The 18734-nt window shown below is 70.4% G+C and carries 19 protein-coding genes; 10 read left to right on the forward strand and 9 right to left on the reverse strand.

The window, feature by feature from the left end; translation table 11 throughout:
- Positions 1 to 3: 3 nt before the first annotated feature.
- Both ACIRGA_RS20255 and ACIRGA_RS20260 read right to left on the reverse strand, forming a co-directional pair.
- Positions 4 to 666 carry a response regulator transcription factor gene (locus ACIRGA_RS20255; RefSeq protein WP_400943025.1) on the reverse strand — a complete coding sequence of 221 codons (663 nt, stop codon included), beginning with the start codon at positions 664 to 666 and terminating at the stop codon, positions 4 to 6.
- A gap of 16 nt (positions 667 to 682) precedes the next feature.
- Entirely contained in the window at positions 683 to 2038 is a 1356-nt protein-coding gene (locus ACIRGA_RS20260) for an MFS transporter (protein ID WP_400943027.1), read from the reverse strand.
- A 191-nt stretch (positions 2039 to 2229) separates the two neighbouring features.
- Here ACIRGA_RS20260 and fabG point away from each other — a divergent pair, with 191 nt between their 5' ends.
- Positions 2230 to 2934 (forward strand): 3-oxoacyl-ACP reductase FabG, encoded by a 705-nt coding sequence (fabG, locus tag ACIRGA_RS20265; protein WP_400943029.1) that lies wholly within the window; start codon positions 2230 to 2232, stop codon positions 2932 to 2934.
- 51 nt (positions 2935 to 2985) lie between these two features.
- On the forward strand, positions 2986 to 3753 hold the full coding sequence (gene fabI, locus ACIRGA_RS20270) for an enoyl-ACP reductase FabI (RefSeq protein WP_400943030.1): 768 nt from the start codon (positions 2986 to 2988) through the stop codon (positions 3751 to 3753).
- Between the two features lie 66 nt (positions 3754 to 3819).
- Here fabI and ACIRGA_RS20275 read toward each other — a convergent pair whose 3' ends face one another.
- The 3 genes from ACIRGA_RS20275 to ACIRGA_RS20285 form a co-directional block, all read right to left on the reverse strand.
- A complete protein-coding gene (locus ACIRGA_RS20275; RefSeq protein WP_400943032.1) occupies positions 3820 to 4224 on the reverse strand; it encodes a nuclear transport factor 2 family protein in 405 nt (134 codons plus the stop codon).
- Positions 4225 to 4232: 8 nt separating this feature from the next.
- Positions 4233 to 5414, reverse strand: coding sequence for a Cmx/CmrA family chloramphenicol efflux MFS transporter (locus tag ACIRGA_RS20280; RefSeq protein WP_400943033.1), 1182 nt, complete (start codon positions 5412 to 5414; stop codon positions 4233 to 4235).
- 73 nt (positions 5415 to 5487) lie between these two features.
- Complete coding sequence (locus tag ACIRGA_RS20285) at positions 5488 to 6072, reverse strand: TetR/AcrR family transcriptional regulator (protein ID WP_400943035.1); 585 nt, start codon at positions 6070 to 6072, stop codon at positions 5488 to 5490.
- Positions 6073 to 6157: 85 nt separating this feature from the next.
- On the opposite strand from ACIRGA_RS20285, the gene ACIRGA_RS20290 reads away from it, so the two are divergent.
- A complete protein-coding gene (locus ACIRGA_RS20290) occupies positions 6158 to 7204 on the forward strand; it encodes a ferrochelatase (RefSeq protein WP_400943036.1) in 1047 nt (348 codons plus the stop codon).
- Between the two features lie 46 nt (positions 7205 to 7250).
- Here ACIRGA_RS20290 and ACIRGA_RS20295 read toward each other — a convergent pair whose 3' ends face one another.
- Positions 7251 to 7826 (reverse strand): TetR/AcrR family transcriptional regulator, encoded by a 576-nt coding sequence (locus ACIRGA_RS20295; protein WP_400943037.1) that lies wholly within the window; start codon positions 7824 to 7826, stop codon positions 7251 to 7253.
- Between the two features lie 87 nt (positions 7827 to 7913).
- On the opposite strand from ACIRGA_RS20295, the gene ACIRGA_RS20300 reads away from it, so the two are divergent.
- Positions 7914 to 8798: an alpha/beta fold hydrolase gene (locus ACIRGA_RS20300; protein ID WP_400943038.1), complete on the forward strand. Its 885-nt coding sequence runs from the start codon at positions 7914 to 7916 to the stop codon at positions 8796 to 8798.
- Positions 8795 to 9409 (forward strand): VC0807 family protein, encoded by a 615-nt coding sequence (locus ACIRGA_RS20305; protein WP_400943039.1) that lies wholly within the window; start codon positions 8795 to 8797, stop codon positions 9407 to 9409. Before ACIRGA_RS20300 ends, ACIRGA_RS20305 begins: the two co-directional genes overlap by 4 nt.
- A gap of 22 nt (positions 9410 to 9431) precedes the next feature.
- On the opposite strand, the gene ACIRGA_RS20310 is transcribed toward ACIRGA_RS20305, so the two are convergent.
- On the reverse strand, positions 9432 to 10940 hold the full coding sequence (locus ACIRGA_RS20310) for a carboxylesterase/lipase family protein (protein WP_400943040.1): 1509 nt from the start codon (positions 10938 to 10940) through the stop codon (positions 9432 to 9434).
- A gap of 98 nt (positions 10941 to 11038) precedes the next feature.
- Here ACIRGA_RS20310 and ACIRGA_RS20315 point away from each other — a divergent pair, with 98 nt between their 5' ends.
- Entirely contained in the window at positions 11039 to 11638 is a 600-nt protein-coding gene (locus ACIRGA_RS20315) for a TetR/AcrR family transcriptional regulator (protein WP_400943041.1), read from the forward strand.
- 140 nt (positions 11639 to 11778) lie between these two features.
- Here ACIRGA_RS20315 and ACIRGA_RS20320 read toward each other — a convergent pair whose 3' ends face one another.
- Positions 11779 to 12576 (reverse strand): hypothetical protein, encoded by a 798-nt coding sequence (locus ACIRGA_RS20320; protein WP_400943042.1) that lies wholly within the window; start codon positions 12574 to 12576, stop codon positions 11779 to 11781.
- A 74-nt stretch (positions 12577 to 12650) separates the two neighbouring features.
- A complete protein-coding gene (locus tag ACIRGA_RS20325) occupies positions 12651 to 13079 on the reverse strand; it encodes a hypothetical protein (protein ID WP_400943044.1) in 429 nt (142 codons plus the stop codon).
- Positions 13080 to 13212: 133 nt separating this feature from the next.
- On the opposite strand from ACIRGA_RS20325, the gene ACIRGA_RS20330 reads away from it, so the two are divergent.
- The 4 genes from ACIRGA_RS20330 (at position 13213) to mshC (ending at position 18701) form a co-directional block, all read left to right on the forward strand.
- Positions 13213 to 14610, forward strand: coding sequence for an ATP-binding protein (locus ACIRGA_RS20330; protein ID WP_400943046.1), 1398 nt, complete (start codon positions 13213 to 13215; stop codon positions 14608 to 14610).
- 37 nt (positions 14611 to 14647) lie between these two features.
- Complete coding sequence (locus ACIRGA_RS20335; RefSeq protein WP_400943048.1) at positions 14648 to 16603, forward strand: VWA domain-containing protein; 1956 nt, start codon at positions 14648 to 14650, stop codon at positions 16601 to 16603.
- Between the two features lie 19 nt (positions 16604 to 16622).
- Positions 16623 to 17387: a MerR family transcriptional regulator gene (locus tag ACIRGA_RS20340; RefSeq protein ID WP_400943049.1), complete on the forward strand. Its 765-nt coding sequence runs from the start codon at positions 16623 to 16625 to the stop codon at positions 17385 to 17387.
- Positions 17388 to 17462: 75 nt separating this feature from the next.
- Entirely contained in the window at positions 17463 to 18701 is a 1239-nt protein-coding gene (gene mshC / locus ACIRGA_RS20345) for a cysteine--1-D-myo-inosityl 2-amino-2-deoxy-alpha-D-glucopyranoside ligase (protein WP_400943050.1), read from the forward strand.
- Positions 18702 to 18734: the final 33 nt, after the last annotated feature.

Raw genomic sequence — 18734 nt, forward strand, 5'->3', positions numbered from 1 at the left:
CGCTCAGTCCCGGCCCAGCCGGTAGCCGAAACCCCGGATGGTGGTCAGCAGGCCCGGCCGGTCGAGCTTCGCGCGCAGCTGGGTCAGGTGCACGTCCAGCGAACGGGAGACGGCGAGGTACGCGTCGCCCCAGACCTCGTCCATCAGCTGCTGGCGGCTCACCGCGGTACCCGGCCGGGCGGCCAGCACCGCCAGGACGGCGAACTCCTTGGCGGTGAGCCCGATGTCGTGCCCGTCGACCAGCACGCGCCGCGCGCCGAGGTCGATCTCGACGTCCTCGACACGCACGACGCCGTCTTGTGGTGCCGCAGAGACGGCGGCACGGCGGACGACCGCGTCCATCCTCGCCAGCAGTTCGGCCAGGCGGACCGGTTTCGTCAGATAGTCGTCGGCGCCGAGCCGCAGCCCGCGCACCACGGACCGTTCGTCCCCGCTCGCGGTGAGCACGAGCACCGGCACCGGCGACACCTGGCGGACCTTCCTGAGCACGTCGAGCCCGGGCATGTCGGGCAGGTTGAGGTCCAGCAGGATCACGTCGGCGGCGCGGTGCCGGTGCAGCGCGTCGCTGCCGCGGATCGCGTGGGAGACGGTGTGGCCGCGTGACTGCAGCGCTTCGGCGAGCGCGTCGGCGACACCGGCGTCGTCCTCGACGAGCAGCACCCGCACGGCCACACCTTCCCGCCTAGCCTTCGCGGCCGGACACGAGCTCGGCCTCGGTCTTCTTCTTGTCCAGCTCCGAGGTCTTCGAGGTTTCCCGCATTGTGCCGTACACGATGAGCGACACCAGGACACAGCCCGCGACGTAGTAGAAGAACACCGATTCGTGGCCCGCTCCCTTCAGCGCCTGCGCGATGAGCTCGGCGGTGCCGCCGAAGATCGCCACGGTGAGCGCGTAGGGGAGACCGACGCCGATCGCGCGGATCTTCGTCGGGAACAGCTCGGCCTTCACGATCGCGTTGATCGAGGTGTACCCGGTGACGATCACCAGGCCGGACAGCATCAGCAGGAAGGCGAACACCGGCTGCTTCGTCCCGCCCATCAGCGTCATGATCGGGACGGTCAGCAGCGTGCCGGCGATACCGAAGAACATCAGCAGCGGACGGCGGCCGATGCGGTCGGACAGCTTGCCCGCCAGCGGCTGCAGGATGGCGGCGACGAGGATCGCGCAGAACAGGATCAGCGTGACCGTGCGGCGCGGGATGCCCGCGGTGTTCTCCATGAACTTCTGGCTGTAGGTGGCGAAGGTGTAGAACGACACCGTGCCGCCGAGGGTGAGGCCGACGACGAGCGCGATCTCCTTGGGGTACTTGCTCAGCGCGCGCAGCGTGCCCTTGTCGCCCGCGTCCTTGCCGGTGCCGGAGTTCTTGGCCTCCTCGAAGCTGGCCGACTCGTCCATCCCCCGGCGCAGGATCATCACCACGACCGCGGCGAGCGCGCCGACGACGAAGGCGATCCTCCAGCCCCAGGAGGTCAGCTGCTGCTCGGTCAGGACGGCCTGCAGGAGCAGCTGGAGGCCGAGCGCCAGCAGCTGGCCGCCGTACAGCGTCACGTACTGGAAGCTGGAGTAGAAGCCGCGCTTGCCGGGAGTGGCCACTTCGGACAGATAGGTCGCGGAGGTCGAATACTCGCCGCCGACCGAGAGCCCTTGGATGAGCCGGGCCACCAGCAGCAGGATCGGCGCGGCGATCCCGATCGTGGCGTAGGTCGGGGTCAGCGCGATCATCAGCGACCCCGCCGCCATCAACGTGACGGAAAGCACGAGTGCGCTTCGTCGCCCGAAGCGATCGGCGAACCGGCCGAGCATCCAGCCGCCGAGCGGCCGCATGAGGAATCCGACGGCGAAGACCGCCGCGGTGCCGAGGAAGGCCGCCGTCGTGTCCTTGGTGGGGAAGAAGGACTTCGCGAAGTACGTGGTGAAGGCGGCGTAGGCGTACCAGTCGTACCACTCGACCAGGTTGCCGATCGAGCCGCGCAGCACGTTGCCGACGACTCGCCTCTCGCTGACGGGCGGCGTGGATTCGCCGATCCGGGTTGTCATCTTTGACCTCCTGTGTTCCGGCTCACGGTGAACAATCCGTGACCGCCAGGCAAGGTTTCGGCGCGGTTCCTAACATCCGCTTAGGACGGTCGCGGTTACCCGGAGGTAGGGGTGGCGCGGCTCGGGCGCGAACCCGGCGAGCCGATAACCTCAGTGCCGTCAGCTCGACAGGACGAGGCGAGGAGAGCTCTGTGGGACGGTCGGTACTGGTCACCGGCGGCAACCGCGGCATCGGTTTGGCGATCGCGAAGGACCTCGCGGCGCAGGGCCACAAGGTCGCGATCACGCATCGCGGATCCGGCGCGCCCGAAGGTCTCTTCGGGGTGCAGGCCGACGTCACGGACGCCGAACAGATCGACGCCGCCTTCAAGCTCGTCGAGGAGCACCAGGGCCCGGTCGAGGTCCTCGTCGCGAACGCCGGGATGACCGAGGACACCCTGCTCATGCGTATGAGCGAGGACCAGTTCACCCGCGTGGTCGACGCCAACCTCACCGGCGCGTACCGGGTCGCCAAGCGCGCCTCCCGCGGCATGCTGCGCGGCAAGTGGGGCCGCTTCATCTTCATCTCGTCCGTCGTCGGCCTCAGCGGTTCGGCCGGTCAGGTCAACTACGCGGCCAGCAAGGCGGGCCTCGTCGGTCTCGCCCGCTCGCTCGCGCGTGAGCTGGGCTCGCGCAACATCACCTCGAACGTCATCGCGCCGGGCTTCGTCGCCACGGACATGACCGACGAGCTCGGCGAGGATCGCAAGAAGGAGATCCTCACCCAGGTTCCCGCCGGCCGGTACGCCGAGCCGTCGGAGATCGCCGCCGCCGTCCGTTACCTCGCTTCCGACGAGGCCGGTTACGTCAACGGCGCGGTGCTGCCGGTCGACGGCGGCCTCGGCATGGGCCACTGACGTCCCCGTTTTCCCCGTACCGATCGCAAACCACTCCGGACTGGAGGTCCCGTGCCAGGACTGCTCGAAGGCAAGCGCCTGCTGATCACCGGCGTCATCACCGACGCCTCGCTCGCGTTCCACGCGGCCAAGATCGCGCAGCAGGAGGGCGCGAAGGTCGTGCTCACCGGCTTCGGCAGGCTGTCGCTCGTCGAGCGCATCGCCAAGCGTCTCCCCGAGGAGGCGCCGGTGCTGGAGCTGGACGTCACCAACCAGGAGCACCTCGACTCGCTCGCCGACCGGGTGCGTGAGCACGTCGACGGGCTCGACGGCGTGCTGCACTCGATCGGGTTCGCCCCGCAGTCCTGCCTCGGCGCGCCGTTCCTGGACGCCCCGAGCGAGGACGTGAAGGTGGCCGTCGACGTGTCGGCGTACTCCTTCAAGTCGCTGGCCGTCGCGACGCTGCCGCTGCTCTCGCGCGGTTCGTCGATCGTCGGCATGGACTTCGACGCGCGCGTCGCGTGGCCCGCCTACAACTGGATGGGCGTGGCGAAGGCGGCGCTGGAGTCGGTGAACCGGTACCTGGCCCGCGACCTGGGCCCGCAGGGGATCCGGGTGAACCTGGTCAGCGCCGGCCCGATGAAGACCATGGCCGCGAAGTCGATTCCGGGCTTCGCGGACCTGGAGAACGGCTGGGGCGAGCGGGCTCCGCTCGGCTGGGACAGCTCCGACCCCGACCCGACGGCGAAGTCCGTCTGTGCCGTGCTGTCGGACTGGCTGCCCGCGACCACCGGCTCGATGATCATGGTGGACGGCGGTCTGCACGCCACCGGCTTCTAGGTCTCGATGCGTGTGAAGGCCCCCCTTCCCTCGGTCGAGCCGAGGGAAGGGGGGCCTTCACACGCATCAGGGGTGGACGGCGTTCGCGACGTGCCAGGAGTCCTCGAGCAGCAGGTACTTGGTGATCAGGCCGTCGTCGTCCACCTCGAACTGGATGGTGAAGGGCGAGTCGATCACCTTTCCGGTGGCGCGGATGGTCGAGCGCAGGCGGCCGATCGCGACCGCGTGCGGCCCGTCGACGAGGACGCGTTCGACGTCGAACCGATCCGGGATGAGGCCCTTGTCGAGCAGGTCGTAGAACTCGTGGATCTCCGCCCGGTTCCGCCGGGGGCCGATCCAGGGAACGAGGTCGGTGGCGCCGGGAATGTCCCACCGGACGACCTCGGCGAAGAGTTCGGTGGCGCTGTTTCGGTCCCCTGTGGACATTCGGCGGAAGAACTCGTCGAGGGTGGCCCTGGTTCGTTCGGACATGATTTTCCTTACTGGGTAACAGGTTCGTGGATGAGACGGGTGTCGTCGGTGCGCTGGACGCCGGCGGCGAAGGTGAGTGCGACGACGGTGGCGACCCCGAGCCCGGCGCTCACCCACGCCACGCTGGGATAGCCGAGGCCGGCGTCGATCGACTCGCCGCCGAGCCACGGGCCGACGGTGTTGCCGACGTTGAACGCGGCGGTCGTGCTCGCGCCGACGAGCGTGGGCGCGTTGCCCGCCACGGCGAAGGCGCGGACGTTCAAGGCGGGATTGATGCCGAATCCGGCGACGCCGAACAGGAAGACGGCGAAGATCGCGACCGGGGTCGCCGGGCCGGAGAGCGCGAGCAGCACCAGGGCGAGCAGGGCGACGGCGAGGCCGCCGTAGAGGGTCGCGAACGGTCGCGCGTCGGCGAGCCTGCCGCCGGCGGTGATACCGATCAGCGCGCCGAGCCCGAACAGGGAGAGCACGCCCGGCACCCAGCTTTCCGGCAGCCCGGCGACCTCGGTCAGCAAGGGCGCGAGGTAGCTGAAGGTCGCGAAGATCATCGCCTGCGCGAGCGCGATCACGCCGAGGGCCAGCCAGAACCGGCCGCCGCGATAGAGCCGTAGTTCGGTCGCGACGTAGGTCTTGTCTTCGCCGTTCTGTGTCTCCGGGACCAGCGCGAAGACCCCGATCAGTGCGAGCACGGTCAGTGCCGTGACCGCCCAGAAGGCCGCCCGCCAGCCGGCGTGCTGGCCGAGGAAGGTCCCGGCGGGTACGCCGGCGATGTTCGCGACGGTGAGCCCGCCGACCAGGATGGCCAGCGCGCGGCCGCGGCGTTCGACCGGCACCAGCGCGACGGCAGTGGCCGCCGCGACCGCCCAGAACCCGGCGCAGGCGACGGCGCTGACGACGCGCGTCGCGAAGAGCAGGGCGTACCCCGACCCCAGCGCGCCCACGACGTGCGAGAGCCCGAAGACGACGAGCAGCGCCATCAGGGTGGCGCGCCTCGGAACTCTCAGCGTCGCGATCGCGAGCAGGGGAGCGCCGACGACCATGCCGATCGCGAAGGCCGAGATGAGCAGCCCGGCCTCCGGGATGCCGACGTCCAGATCGGCCGCCATCCCCGGTAGGAGGCCGGTGATCATGAACTCGGAGGTACCGAGCGCGAACACGCTCAATCCGAGTACGCAGACCGCCAATGGCACGGGAAATCCCTCCAGTTTTGTATTGATCAGTCCAAAATGTGGGCAGCGTTGCGCACGGTGTTCGTTCCAGGTCTTACTTCGCGGCGATCGCGTCCAGTGCGATGGCGGCGACGGCCTCCATGGCCGCCCGTCCGGCGCCGCGCCGGGACATCAGCCGGAGCCCGGCGACGGTGCTGTGCGCGAACTCGGCGACGGCGCCGGGGTCGCGACCGCTGTCGATCGTCCCGTCGAGTTGTCCTTCCTTGGCGCAGGCCGAAAGAAGAGCGAGGTGCCGCCGGGTGTCGGCGTCGATCCGTGCCTTGACCTCCGGATCGCGCTCGCCGAACTCGGCCACCGTGTTGACCACGAGACAGCCCCGTCCGGGATGTTCGACTTCCTCGTCGATCGTGTACGCGAACAGGGCGCGGAACCGTTCGACGCCGGTCCCGGATTCCTTCAGCAAGGCGGTCCTGGCCACGATCCCGCGTTCGGCGTAGTGGTCGAGCGCCCGCATGAACAGCGCGTGCTTGCTGGCGAAGGTGTTGTAGATGCTGCTTCGGCCCAGGCCAGTGGCTTCGCAGAGGGCCTGGGTCGACGTGCCTTCGTAGCCGCGTGCCCAGAACGCGTCCATGGCGCGCCCGATCGCGGCGTGCTCGTCGAATTCCTTCGGCCTGGCCATGAAAGCGACCGTACCAGGTTTTGGATCGGTCGGTTCAAAATGGGCCGGGTCAGCGTGCGGAGCGCCACAACGGCAAGATGGCGGGGTGGGTTACGACGCGCTGCTTTGGCTTTCGTTCGGTGGTCCCGAGGGGCCCGACGAGGTGATGCCGTTCCTGGAGAACGTCACGCGGGGCCGGGGAGTCCCCCGGGAACGGCTGCTCGAGGTCTCCGAGCACTACCAGCACTTCGGCGGGGTCTCGCCGATCAACCGGCTGAACCGGGACGCGATCTCCGCGGTCGAGAAGCAACTCGCGGCCGCCGGGATCGAACTGCCTGTGCACTTCGGCAACCGCAACTGGCGGCCGATGGTCGAGGACACGCTGGCCGAGATCACCGAGGCGGGCGCCCGGCGCGTCCTGGTCTTCCCCACGAGCGCGTACGGCGGATACTCCGCCTGCCGTCAGTACGACGAGGACATCGAGCGTGCCCGTGCGTCGGTCGGTGACGGCGCGCCGGAACTGGTGAAGCTGCGGCAGTTCTTCGACCACCCACTGTTCATCGCCGCCTTCGCCGACGCCGTCCGGTCCGCGCACGCGAAGCTGGGGAACCGGCCCGGAACCAGGACGGTGTTCTGCGCCCATTCGGTGCCGGAGTCCGCGGACACCGCGTCCGGGCCGCCTTCGGAAGGCGGACGGCGCTACTCGCGCCAGATCGCCGAGGCCGCCCGGCTCGTCGCGGCCGAGGCAGGGATCGAGACTTACGACGTCGTCTGGCAGTCGCGTTCCGGCCCGCCGCAGGTGCCGTGGCTGGAGCCGGACATCGTCGACCACATCGACGCGCTGCACGCGGAAGGCGTCACTTCGGTGGTCGTCTGCCCGGTGGGTTTCGTGTCCGATCACCTCGAGGTGATCTGGGACCTCGACAACGAGGCCGCCGAGCGGGCCGCGGAACACGGCATGGGCTTCGCGCGGGCCGCGACGCCGGACACCGACCCGCGTTTCGCCGAACTCGTCGTCGAGCTGATCCGGGAACACACCGAGGGGGCGCCGGCGCGGAAGCTGTCGCCGTTCCCGGCGGCCGGATGCACCATCAACGGGGCGCCTTGCGCGGTGGGGTGCTGCGAGCCCGCGAAGAGGCCCGCGCGCCCGTAGCCGGTTCGCCGCTGGCCGTTGCTCACCAGATCGGCCGTCGAAGCGGTCATCGGGCGGCGATCCTCGTCAGGTGGAGATCGATCAGGGCGATGGCCTCGTCGCCGGACTGGTAACCGAGTAGTACCGCGTCGCCCAATCCGGCCACCAAGGCCAGCAGAAGGGCCGCTTCGGCGGCCGGGTCGACGGAGGGAACGAGATCGCCGTCCGCCTGGGCGGCGGCGAGCAGGGCCGCAACCGCCTCGCGGAGCATCCCGTGGCCGGTCCGGAAGTGCCCGGCGATCTCCGGATCCTTGAGCGCGCGCGCCAGGAAGGCGTTGGCGACCAGCGCGTCGTCCCGGCTCGCGTCGTCCAGGGGGAGCAGGGCGACGAGCAGGTCGCGCACGCGAAGCTCGCCCTCGGGTGGGGCGATGCGCTCTTCGAGTCCGCCGCGCAAGGTGGTCGCCGCGAAGCGCAACATGTCGTCCCGCGAAGCGAAATAGTGCTGGACGAACCCTTTCGAGATCCCGGCTTCGGCGGCGACCTCGTTCAGGCTGACCCCTTCGAGCCCCCGGTCGGCCGCGATGCGGCGAACGGCCGCGGCGATCTGCCGCCGCCGATCCTCGTGATCGACTCGTTTGGGCACGCACTCCTCCTTTTGGCAGTCCGATCAGATTGCCAACATCTCACCAACTGTTTACAATCCGATCGTACCGTAAGAGGAGGGGTGCGAATGAAGGTGGGCGGTTTCGCCTCGTCGGCGGCGCGAGCCGAGTACGAGGCCGTCTACGACCGAGGTTTGGCGGCTTTGCCCGCGCCGGCCGGTGTGCACGACATCCAGACGACGTTCGGGGTGGCGCGCGTGTACCGGTTCGGGCGGCCGGGCGGGACACCGATCGTGCTGCTGCCCGGCCGTGCGGGTACCGCGGTGATGTGGGAACCCAACCTGACGGCGCTGCTCAGGCACGGCGAGGTCTACGCGGTGGACCTCATCGGCGAGCCGGGCCGCAGCGAACAGACCGTCCCGATCCGCGACGGCGCGGACCAGGCCGCGTGGCTGAGTACGGTGCTCGCGGAACTCGGCCTGCCGTCCGTGCACCTGATCGGGTACTCGTTCGGTGGCTGGCTCGCCGCCAACCTCGCGGTGCGGGCGCCGGAGCGGCTGAGGTCGCTCACCGCGATCGACCCCGTGCTGACCTTCGGCGGGCTGACCGCGGGACTGGTCGTCCGTGCCACCCTCACCGCCATCCCCGGCATAAACCGGTGGGCTCGCCCGTCGTTCCTGCACTGGATCTCCGGCGGTGCGGAAGTCGACGCCACGGATCCGGTCGCGCGGGTGATCGACGAGGGGATGCGGACCTATCGCATCGCCCTGCCGTCGCCGAAGTTGTTCACCGACGCGCAGCTGCGCTCGCTGCGGATGCCCGTGCTGGCCCTGATCGCCGGACGCAGCGTCATCCACGACCCGGAACGCGCCGCCGCCCGCGCCCGCGAGCTCCTGGTGCGGGGACAGGTCGAACTGTGGCCGTCGGCGACCCACGCGATCGCCGGAGAATCCGCGGCCGAGGTGAACACGCGTGTCCTGAAATTCTTGGCCGGCTGCGAGACGGATTCGTGACCGCCAAGAATCCCATGGTGTCCTTGCTGCTCTGGGACGTCGCGCTTCCGCTCGCCGCTTACTACGGGCTCCGGCTCACCGGACAGAGTGAGCAGGTCTCCTTGCTGGCCGGGGCGGGGGCGGCCGCGGCGCGGATCACGTGGGTCGCCGTCCGCGACCGGTCCTTCGACGGCTTCGCCGCGTTGCTGGCCGGTGTGCTCGGGGTCGGGCTCGTGCTCTCGCTGGTCACCGGTGACACGAAATTCCTGCTGCTCAAGGAATCCTTCGCCACGGCGACCGCGGCGATCGTGCTGCTGCTGAGCTGCTTCAGCCGCACGCCCATGGTGCTCGTCGCCGTGCGGGCCGGTTCCAGCGCGGCGAAACGCGCGGAGATCGACCGGCTCGGCGACGAGGTCCCCGCCTTCCGGCGGGCGTTCACCCGCATGTCGGCGATGTGGGGAGCGGCGCTGCTGCTGGAAGCCGCGGTCCGGGTGCCACTGGTCTACACCTTGCCTGCCGACGTGATGAACGGGCTCAGCGTGATCCTGCTGCTCGCCGTGATCGGCGGGCTTTCGCTGTGGTCCGTCCGGTATGCCGAGAAGATCCAGAAGAAGCACACCGCGACCGTGTGACCGGTATCGACCGTCAACCGTCTTAGGAGCCGCCCCGGGCAACTACGAGATCGAACGGGGCGGGGGAGTGGCCTTCCCAGATCTGGCGGGATGCCTGTTCGGGATAGGGCAGAGTCTTCGACTCGGTGTCCAGGACGCGGGTGAGGTGCCCGCCGGGCCGGTGGGCGGACCAGCCCGCGTCGCCGGTGGTGACGAAGCGGACCCATGCCTCCTGGAGTTCGCGGGAGAGCGCGACGGCTTCGGGAGTGGGCACCTCGCCGATGAGCTGGGTGCCGACGGGGCTGTCCAGCGTGCCGAACGCCAGGGGCACGTCGAGGCTGTGGCAGGCGCCCAGGATGCCGCCGAGGGCCGGGGCGACCCAGCACAGTTCGAACAGGTACGAGGTGCCGCCGGCCGCGGCGTTCGCCTCGGCCAGCTTCTGTGACGGTATGCGGAAGAGGGCGTCGGAATACAGCGTTTCCACCAGTTCCTCCGGGCCTGCCTGCGGGAACGCGGCACGGTAGGCCCGCGCGCCGTCCGGCCGCGGGGCGTGCAGTTCCAGGGCTGCGCGGGCGTCCTCCTCGGTGAAGGTGCCGTACCGTCCGCTCACGACGCTGAAGTACCGGAATTCGTCCCGGGTGTGGCCGACGAGCAGTTCGGTCCCGCTCGCGCGCGCACCGGTCAGCGCGGCCCAAGGCGTTTCCGGGAGGACCTCGCCGTCGACGACGGGGCACAGCGCGGTGCCGGTCTCCGTGAGGCGTCCCCAGCTCTCCCGGTGCGCGTGGAGGCCGGCGTTGAACGAGGTGAGCTCGGCGGCCAGGTGCCATGGGTCGATGTCGCGCAGGGCCTCGGCGGTGGGGGCCGTCGCGCCGAGCCGGTCCGCGAACGTGGCGGTGACCTGCCGTGCCAGCGCGGGGGTGCTGTGCAGCCCCGGTACCGAATGGGCGATGGCCCGCCGGAACAGGCCGCGCGCGGACTTCATCGTCAGCAGGGCGGCGACCGAGCCCGCCCCGGCGGACACCCCGCCCACGGTGACCCGGCCGGGGTCGCCTCCGAAGGCGGCGATATTGCGCTGCACCCACTCCAGCGCCGCGATCTGGTCGAGAAATCCGCGGTTGGGCGGCACATCGTCGAGGAACGCGAATCCCTCCGCGCCCACGCGGCAGTTGATGGTCACCACGACGACTCCCGCCTCGGCCAGCGCCGCCGGGTCGTACATCGGGTCGCTCGACGCCGCCGAGAGATAGCCGCCCACGGGAATCCACACCAGCACCGGCAGTCCCGCCGCGCCGGGGTCCGGAGTGCCGACGTTGAGCGTCAGCCAGTCGGTGCCCTGCGGGGGCACGTCGATCGGCAGGGACAGCGGCACCACGGGGCCGAACTCGACCGCCTGCCTCGTCCCCTCCCAGCGGTGCGGCGGCGCGGGCGCGGCGAAGCGGAGCGCTCCGACCGGGGGCTGGGCGTAGGGGATGCCGCGGAACACGGCGTGCCCCTGCCGCCGGAGCCCCTGCACCACGCCTTCCGTGGTCCGCACCTTCGGCTGTTCGGACATGACGATTCCTTCCCCTCGATCGGCCCCCAGGATTATGGGTCAGGTGTATTATGTCAACTGTATTGGAACAGTCCCGGGGTACGAGGGAAGGGCCGGCGATGCCGAAACAGGTGGATCACCACGCACGCCGCGAAGCGATCGCCCGCGCACTGTGGCGGGTAATAGAGCAGCGCGGCGTCACACAGCTGACGATGCGCGTGGTGGCGCAGGAGGCGGGCATGTCACTCGGGCAGCTGCAGCACTACTTCGCCTCCCGGACCGCCATGCTCTCCTTCGCCATGGATTTCGCGTCCGAGCAGACCTCGGTGCGCGTACACCAGGGGCTCGAAAAGCTCGGCGACCGTCCGCACCCCCGTGACGTGCTGCGGCTGACGCTCGCGGAAATGCTCCCCCTGCATGCCGACGCCCGCGCGACCAGCCGGATGAGCGCTGCCTACGTCCTAGAGGCGCTGCACGACGAGGCCGTGCACGAGCAGGCGCGCCGCGGCCTCGTCCAAGGGCGGGCCCTCGTCGAGCGGTTGGTCCGCCAGGCGATCGCCGACGGGCACATCGACTCCGGCCGCGACCCGGCGACCGAGACCAACCTGCTCCTCGCCCTCACCGGCTTCACCTCCCTGATCGAACTCGACGTGATCGAGCCCCAGGACGCGCTCGCCGCGATCGACGTGCATCTGGACCGGCTGTTCAGGAGTACGTGACCGCCCTCGGACACGGGGCAGGTGGGGACAAGATCGGCAGTCCGGAGTCGAGCAAGCTGTCGGCGAGGCGGAGCGACTGCGAAGGTTCGGCATGACTCCCGAGGGCGAGATCGCGAGTGTTCCGCCTTCGTGGTCTTGACCTACGGGTGCCTGTCCGCCTGCTCGGCGAACACCCGCACCGCTTCGTTGATCGCCGCGCACCGGGCGTTGCGGACGGCTTCGGTCAGCGGCCGCAAGGCTTCCGCCCGCCGAAGCGCCGCCGAGGAGGAGAGCGCGCCGCCCGGATCGTCGGATTCGGCGATGGCGAGGATCGCCGCGATCTCCTGGGATCGCTGGAGCACCCGCAACGCCCGGCTGGGCATCCCGGCGGGCCAGGGCGCGTCGGTGGCCGCGCGGAGCCGTGCCGAGAGCTCCGCCCGTACCCCTGGCCGCTCGCTGGCGACGTCGAGCGCCTGCAGCGCACCCGCGCTCGCGCGGATCGCGTCGGTCAGGCCGTGTTCGGCCTCGCCCAGCGGGCGGTACTCGAGGACCCCCGGCATGGGCACCGAGTACACGGTCCACCGTATGAGACCTTCGGCGATCGCCTCGGGGACCACTCCGTAGCCGAGATCCGGCAGCACGACGGCCTCGCCGGTCCGCAGCGCGGCCGCGGCGAACTGCCCGCCGCCGCCCAGCCCCCGGACGTCGCCGGGCACCGGGAGCAGCAGCTGCATGCTCTTCGCCCCCTGCGAACGGAGGGCGAGCAGCAGCTGGACCGGAGTCGCGGCCCGGTTGAACGCGAGCGGCAGGTCGAACGCCTCGGCGGCCGCCGCGTCCGCGGCGACGAAGTCGTGGGCTTCGCCCCAGACCTGCAGGGCGTCAAGGACGTCGTCGGAGGCCGCGGCTCCGTTCAGCCACGCCGAAGACCAGACCGCGAGGGTCGCACTAGGACGGCACACCGGACTGATTTTAGTCGTGCTTCCGGCGAAACCAGGAAATGGGCGGGTTAACCCCGGCTTGACTTCTCCTCTCCTCAGCGGGTGAACAACGACCGCATCCGGGACCCGTTGGCGATCACGGCGACCCCGATCAGGACGAGGCCGCAGAGTCCTTGTTCGACCCGCATCCACACCGGAAGGACGCCGGGGAGCGAAATCAGCACCGCGATGGCCACGACCATGGCCGCCGAGGCGATCCGCAGCCGCAGGTACGCGCCGCGTCGGCCGCGCGCGGTCCCGAGGACGAACAGGAGCAGCACGACGGACGCGACGAGGACGCCCTCGCCGCGGACCCAGACGAGGTCGGTCACCAGATCCGGCCGGTCCCGCCAGAGGTACGCGACGACGAGGGCGAGGACGCTGACGCCGACGTAACAGCTGACGAGCACCTTCATCCGGAGGAACGCGGTGCGGACGCGAGGGTGGCCGAGTTCGTCTTCCGGCACCGGTGGTTTCTTGGGCATGGATCAAGCCTCCCGGGCGGGCGCCGGCGCCACATCGACCGATCTTTTGAACATCCCTCAACCGATCGGTTGATGCGGACCTGGAGTTGCTTCACGTCGACAGCGGCCACATCCGCGACGTAGCGTCGAACGGGTGAACGATGTTCCCGCAAACCTGCCCCGGACCGCCGGGGACCTTCGCGCGGCGGGTCACCTGCCGCGGTCGATCAACCACGAACTGCACGACAACCTGCTCGCCAAGCTCCGTGCCGGCGAAGACGCCTGGCCCGGGATCGTCGGTTTCTCGCGCACCGTGCTGCCGCAGCTGGAGCGCGCGCTGCTCGCCGGGCACGACGTCGTCCTCCTCGGCGAACGCGGTCAGGGCAAGACCCGGCTGCTGCGTACCCTCGCGGGACTTCTCGACGAATGGACGCCCGTCATCGAGGGTGCCGAGCTGGGCGAGCACCCGCTCGACCCGATCACCCCGGAGTCGCGCCGCCGGGCCGCCGAGCTCGGTGACGCCCTGCCGGTGACCTGGCGCCACCGGGACGAGCGGTACACGGAGAAACTGGCCACACCGGACACCTCGGTCGGCGACCTGATCGGCGACGTCGACCCGGTGAAGGTCGCGGAAGGCCGCAGCCTCGGCGATCCCGAGACCATCCACTTCGGACTCGTCCCGCGCGCCCACCGCGGCATCGTGGCGATCAACGAGCTGCCGGACCTCGCCGAGCGCATCCAGGTCGCGCTGCTGAACGTGATGGAGGAACGCGACATCCAGGTGCGCGGCTACACCCTGCGCCTGCCGCTGGACGTGCTGCTGGTGGCGACGGCCAACCCGGAGGACTACACCAACCGCGGCCGCATCATCACCCCGCTCAAGGACCGGTTCGGCGCCGAGATCCGCACCCACTACCCGCTCGACGTCGAGGCGGAGATCGCGGTCGTCCGGCAGGAGGCGCGTCTGGTCGCCGAGGTCGGCGAGCCGCTGCTGGAGGTGCTCGCCCGGTTCGTGCGGAACCTGCGCGAGTCGCCGGTGATCGACCAGCGGTCCGGCGTTTCGGCCCGGTTCGCCGTCGCGGCGGCGGAAACGGTCGGCGCCGCGGCGCTGCGCCGGTCCGCGCTCACCGGCGAGGAACCCGCGGTGGCGCGCCCTGTCGACCTCGACGCGGTGCCCGCCGTCCTGCGCGGCAAGCTGGAATTCGAGCCGGGGGAGGAGGGACGCGAGACCGAACACCTCGTGCACCTGCTGCGCCGCGCGGTCGCGGAGACGGCCCGTTCGCGGTTCGCCGGCCTGGACCTGCTCCCGCTGGCCGACGCCGTCGAGTCCGGGCACCTGGTGGCCACCGGGGAACGCGTCCCCGGCAAGGACGTCCTCGCCGCGCTGCCGGAACTGCCCGTGCTGCACGACGTCGCCGCGCGTGCGGGCGTCGCACCGGACGAACCGGCGGGACGGATCGCGGCCGCGGTCGAACTGGCGCTGGAATCCCTGTTCCTGTCGAGGAGACTCGCCAAGGACTCGGACGACTCGACCACCGTCTACGGCCGATGAGTTTCCCGCCGACGTACTTTTTCCCGCGGAGGCGGCGATGACACAGCCGGAGGGTTATTCGTACGGGCCGTGGCACGACGGCCCTGATCCGCTGGCACCGCCCGCGGATCTGCGGGACGCGCTCGACGAGATCGGCCGCGACGTCATGGCGGGCGCCTCGCCCCGGTCCGCGCTCGAAGAGCTGCTGCGGCGCGGCACTCCGCGCACCGCCGGGCTCGACGAGCTGACCAGGCGGCTCTGGCAGCGCCGGTCGGAGATCCAGCGGCGGCACCGGCTCGACGGCACGCTCCAGGAGGTCCAGCGGCTGCTCGATCAGGCGCTGGAAGCCGAGCGGCGCGAGCTGTTCCCCGATCCGGACGACGACGCCCGTTTCCGAGAGGCGCAGCTGGACGCGTTGCCGCCGGGAACGGCGGCGGCGGTGCGTGAACTCGCCGAGTACGACTGGCGTTCGCGAGAGGGCAGGGAGAACTACGAGAAGATCCGTGACCTGCTCGGCCGCGAGCTGCTGGATTCCCGTTTCGAGGGGATGAAGGAGGCATTGCGGAACGCCGGACCGGAACAGGCCGAGCAGGCGAACCGCATGCTCGCCGACCTCAACGACCTCCTGGCCGCGCACGCCCAGGGCCGTGAGGACGTCCCGGAGCGGTTCGCGGAGTTCATGCGTGAGCACGGCGAGTTCTTCCCGGAGAACCCGAAGAACGTCGAAGAGCTGATCGACGTCCTCGCCGCTCGCGCCGCGGCCGCGCAGCGGATGCTGAATTCGATGACCCCGGAACAGCGGGCCGAACTGGCCGAGCTGTCACAGCAGGCCTTCGGCGACCCTCGGCTCGCGCAGCAACTGTCCACTTTGGATGCTCAGCTGCGGGCGTTGCGGCCCGGTGAGGACTGGACGTCTTCGGAACGGTTCCGCGGCAACGATCCGCTCGGCCTCGGCGAGGGTGCCCGGGCGATGTCCGATCTCGCCGAACTGGACGCGCTGGCCGAACAGCTCGGCCAGTCGTATCCCGGGGCGAGGCTGGAGGACATCGACGTCGACGCGCTCGAACGCCAGCTCGGACCGGACGCCGGTGTCGACGCGCGGCGGCTGTCCGAACTGGAACGCGAGCTTCGCCGGCAAGGGCTCTTCGAACGTGCTCCCGATGGCACGCTTCGCTTGTCTCCCAAGGCTTTGCGACGGCTGGGCGAGACGGCGCTCGCGGACGTCGTGAACGCGTTGCGCGGCAAGACGGGGCAGCGGGAGACCGAGTCCGCCGGGGCCGCGGGCGAGCCGACCGGCGCGACCAGGCCGTGGCGGTTCGGGGACATGCAGCCGTGGGACGTCTCCAGGACGGTCCGCAACTCCGTCCTGCGCTCGGTTTCGGTGGGGGAGCGATCGGTCCGGATGGACGTCTCCGACGTCGAGGTGATCGAGACCGAACATCGGTCGCGCGCGGCGGTGGCGTTGCTAGTGGACACCTCGTGGTCGATGGTGCAGGAAGGACGCTGGCTGCCGATGAAGCGGACGGCGCTCGCGCTGCACCAGCTGATCAGCACCCGGTTCCGCAACGACGCTCTCCAGCTGATCACCTTCGGCCGCTACGCGACATCGGTCGAACTGGCCGAACTGGTGGGCCTGGAAGGCGCTTGGGAACAGGGCACCAACGCCCACCACGCGCTGCTCCTGGCCGGACGGCATCTGCGGCGGCATCCCGACGCGCAGCCGGTGGTCCTGATGGTCACCGACGGCGAGCCGACGGCTCATCTGGAGCCCGACGGCACGGCGGACTTCGATTACCCGCCCCAGCCGAGGACCCTGCTGAAGACCCTGTCCGAAGTGGACCGGATGGCGAAGCTGGGCGCGTCGGTGACGGTGTTCCGGCTCGGGGACGACCCGCGCCTCACGGAGTTCGTCGACCTGATCGCGCGCCGCTCCGGCGGCCGCGTCGTCGCTCCGGATCTGGACGGGCTCGGCGCCGCCGTGGTCGGCGACTACCTGCGGACCAGGAAGCGCTGAGCTCGCTTACGCTGGCCCGATGGGGTACTCGGTCGGAAAGGTCGCGGCGCTGTCGGGGGTCACCGTGCGCACGCTGCATCACTACGACGAGATCGGCCTGCTGTCCCCGAGCGGGCGGACGGCCGCGGGGTACCGCCGCTACAGCGACGAAGACCTCGACCGCCTGCAGCGCGTCCTGTTCTACCGGGAGCTCGGGTTCGGCCTCGAGACGATCGCGAAGATGATCGAGGACCCGGCGATGGACGCGCTGGAGCACCTGCGGCGTCAGCGCGCGCTGCTCGCCGACCGGATCGGCGAGCTGACCCGGATGGCCGAATCCGTCGAGCGGGTGATCGCGGCGAAGGAGGCCGGTGCCGCGTTGACCGCTGAGGAGCGTTTCGAGGTCTTCGGCGAGTTCCGTGAGCCGGAGGGCTACGCGGAGGAAGCCGTCCGTCGATGGGGTGAGACCCCGCAATGGCGGGCGGCGGCCGTGCCACGGTCCAAGCAGGAATGGATCGAGGCGGAGAATCTCCGGGAGGACTGGGTCCGGCGGCTGCTCGCCGTCTTCGACTCCGGCGCGCCCGCCGACGGCCGTGAGGCGATGGACCTCGCCGAGGAACACCGCCGGATGCTCGCGGCGTTCATGGGTGACTGCGACCTCACGACGCACCGGGAGCTCGCCCGGCTGTACGCGACCGAACCGGTCCAGCTCGGCTTCCTGGTGCGCGAGCCGGACCAGCGGCCGGGCCTCGGCGAGTACATCCGGGACGCCGTCCACGCCAACGCCGCCCGGGCCGGCGGATAGCGGATCCGGTTACTCCGGCCGTGTTCGTCTCCCACCGGGCGGGAACGGCGCGGCGGCTCCGCTTACAGTCGGGGTATGCAGACTTGGTCATCGGTCGACGTGCCCCGTATCCCCGGCACCCCCCGTCCGCTGCGGCTCCACGACACCGCGACGGGGCAGATCCGCCCCACCGCGCCCGGGTCCACCGCCCGGATGTACGTCTGCGGCATCACGCCGTACGACGCCACCCATCTGGGGCACGCCGCCACGTACCTGACGTTCGACCTGGTGAACCGCCTGTGGCGGGACGCCGGGCACGACGTCCATTACGTGCAGAACGTGACGGACATCGACGAGCCCCTGTTGGAACGCGCCGAGCGGGACAAGGACGACTGGGTCGTCCTCGGCATGCGCGAGACGGCGCTCTTCCGCGAGGACATGACCGCGTTGCGGGTGTTGCCGCCGCGGCAGTTCGTCGGCGCCGTCGAGAGCATCCCGGAGATCGTCGAGGTCATCGCCAAGCTGCTGGCCAACGGCAGCGCCTACCGCGCGGACGACGCGGAGTACCCGGACATCTACTTCGAGCACAACGCGACCGGGCACTTCGGTTCGGAGTCGAACTACGACGCCGAGACCATGGCGAAGTTCTTCGCCGAGCGCGGTGGCGACCCGGACCGTCCCGGCAAGCGGCACCCGCTCGACGCGCTGCTGTGGCGGATGGCGCGGCCGGGCGAGCCGTCGTGGGAGTCCGAACTCGGCGCGGGCAGGCCCGGCTGGCACATCGAGTGCAGCGCGATCGCGGTCAACCGGCTCGGCCTCGGCTTCGACGTCCAGGGCGGTGGCTCGGATCTGATCTTCCCCCACCACGAGTACAGCGCCGCGCACGCGGAGGCCGTCGCGGGGGACAGGCCGTTCGCGCGGCACTACGTGCACGCCGGCATGATCGGCCTCGACGGCGAGAAGATGTCGAAGTCGCGCGGGAACCTCGTGTTCGTCTCGCGGCTGCGCGCCGACAAGGTCGACCCGGGCGTGATCCGGCTCGCGCTGTTCGCCGGCCACTACCGTGAGGACCGGCCGTGGACCGCGCAGTTGCAGTCGGACGCCGAAGCGCGGCTGGCGCGCTGGCGCGAAGCCGTCTCCCTCGCCACCGGCCCCTCGGCGGAGGACACCGTCGCGCGCCTGCGTGACCACCTCACCGACGACCTCGACACGCCCAAGGCGCTCGCGGCCGTCGACGCCTGGGTGGAGCAGGCGCTGAACCGCTCCGGCACCGACCCGGCCGCCCCCGGCCTGATCCGGAACGCGGTCGACGCGCTGCTCGGCATCGAGCTCTGAAACCACTGCTGGGGCGGAGAATCCTCCGCCCCA

The organism is Amycolatopsis sp. NPDC102389 (assembly GCF_044765885.1).
GTDB lineage: Bacteria > Actinomycetota > Actinomycetes > Mycobacteriales > Pseudonocardiaceae > Amycolatopsis.

Excerpts from the sequence above, each read along its gene's own strand:
- mshC (WP_400943050.1), top strand. The coding sequence starts at position 17,463 with ATGCAGACTTGGTCATCGGTCGACGTGCCCCGTATCCCCGGCACCCCC.
- ACIRGA_RS20340 (WP_400943049.1), top strand. The coding sequence starts at position 16,623 with ATGGGGTACTCGGTCGGAAAGGTCGCGGCGCTGTCGGGGGTCACCGTG.
- ACIRGA_RS20275 (WP_400943032.1), bottom strand. The coding sequence starts at position 4,224 with ATGTCCGAACGAACCAGGGCCACCCTCGACGAGTTCTTCCGCCGAATG.
- ACIRGA_RS20325 (WP_400943044.1), bottom strand. The coding sequence starts at position 13,079 with ATGCCCAAGAAACCACCGGTGCCGGAAGACGAACTCGGCCACCCTCGC.
- ACIRGA_RS20310 (WP_400943040.1), bottom strand. The coding sequence starts at position 10,940 with ATGTCCGAACAGCCGAAGGTGCGGACCACGGAAGGCGTGGTGCAGGGG.
- ACIRGA_RS20315 (WP_400943041.1), top strand. The coding sequence starts at position 11,039 with ATGCCGAAACAGGTGGATCACCACGCACGCCGCGAAGCGATCGCCCGC.
- ACIRGA_RS20260 (WP_400943027.1), bottom strand. The coding sequence starts at position 2,038 with ATGACAACCCGGATCGGCGAATCCACGCCGCCCGTCAGCGAGAGGCGA.
- ACIRGA_RS20285 (WP_400943035.1), bottom strand. The coding sequence starts at position 6,072 with ATGGCCAGGCCGAAGGAATTCGACGAGCACGCCGCGATCGGGCGCGCC.
- ACIRGA_RS20335 (WP_400943048.1), top strand. The coding sequence starts at position 14,648 with ATGACACAGCCGGAGGGTTATTCGTACGGGCCGTGGCACGACGGCCCT.
- ACIRGA_RS20300 (WP_400943038.1), top strand. The coding sequence starts at position 7,914 with ATGAAGGTGGGCGGTTTCGCCTCGTCGGCGGCGCGAGCCGAGTACGAG.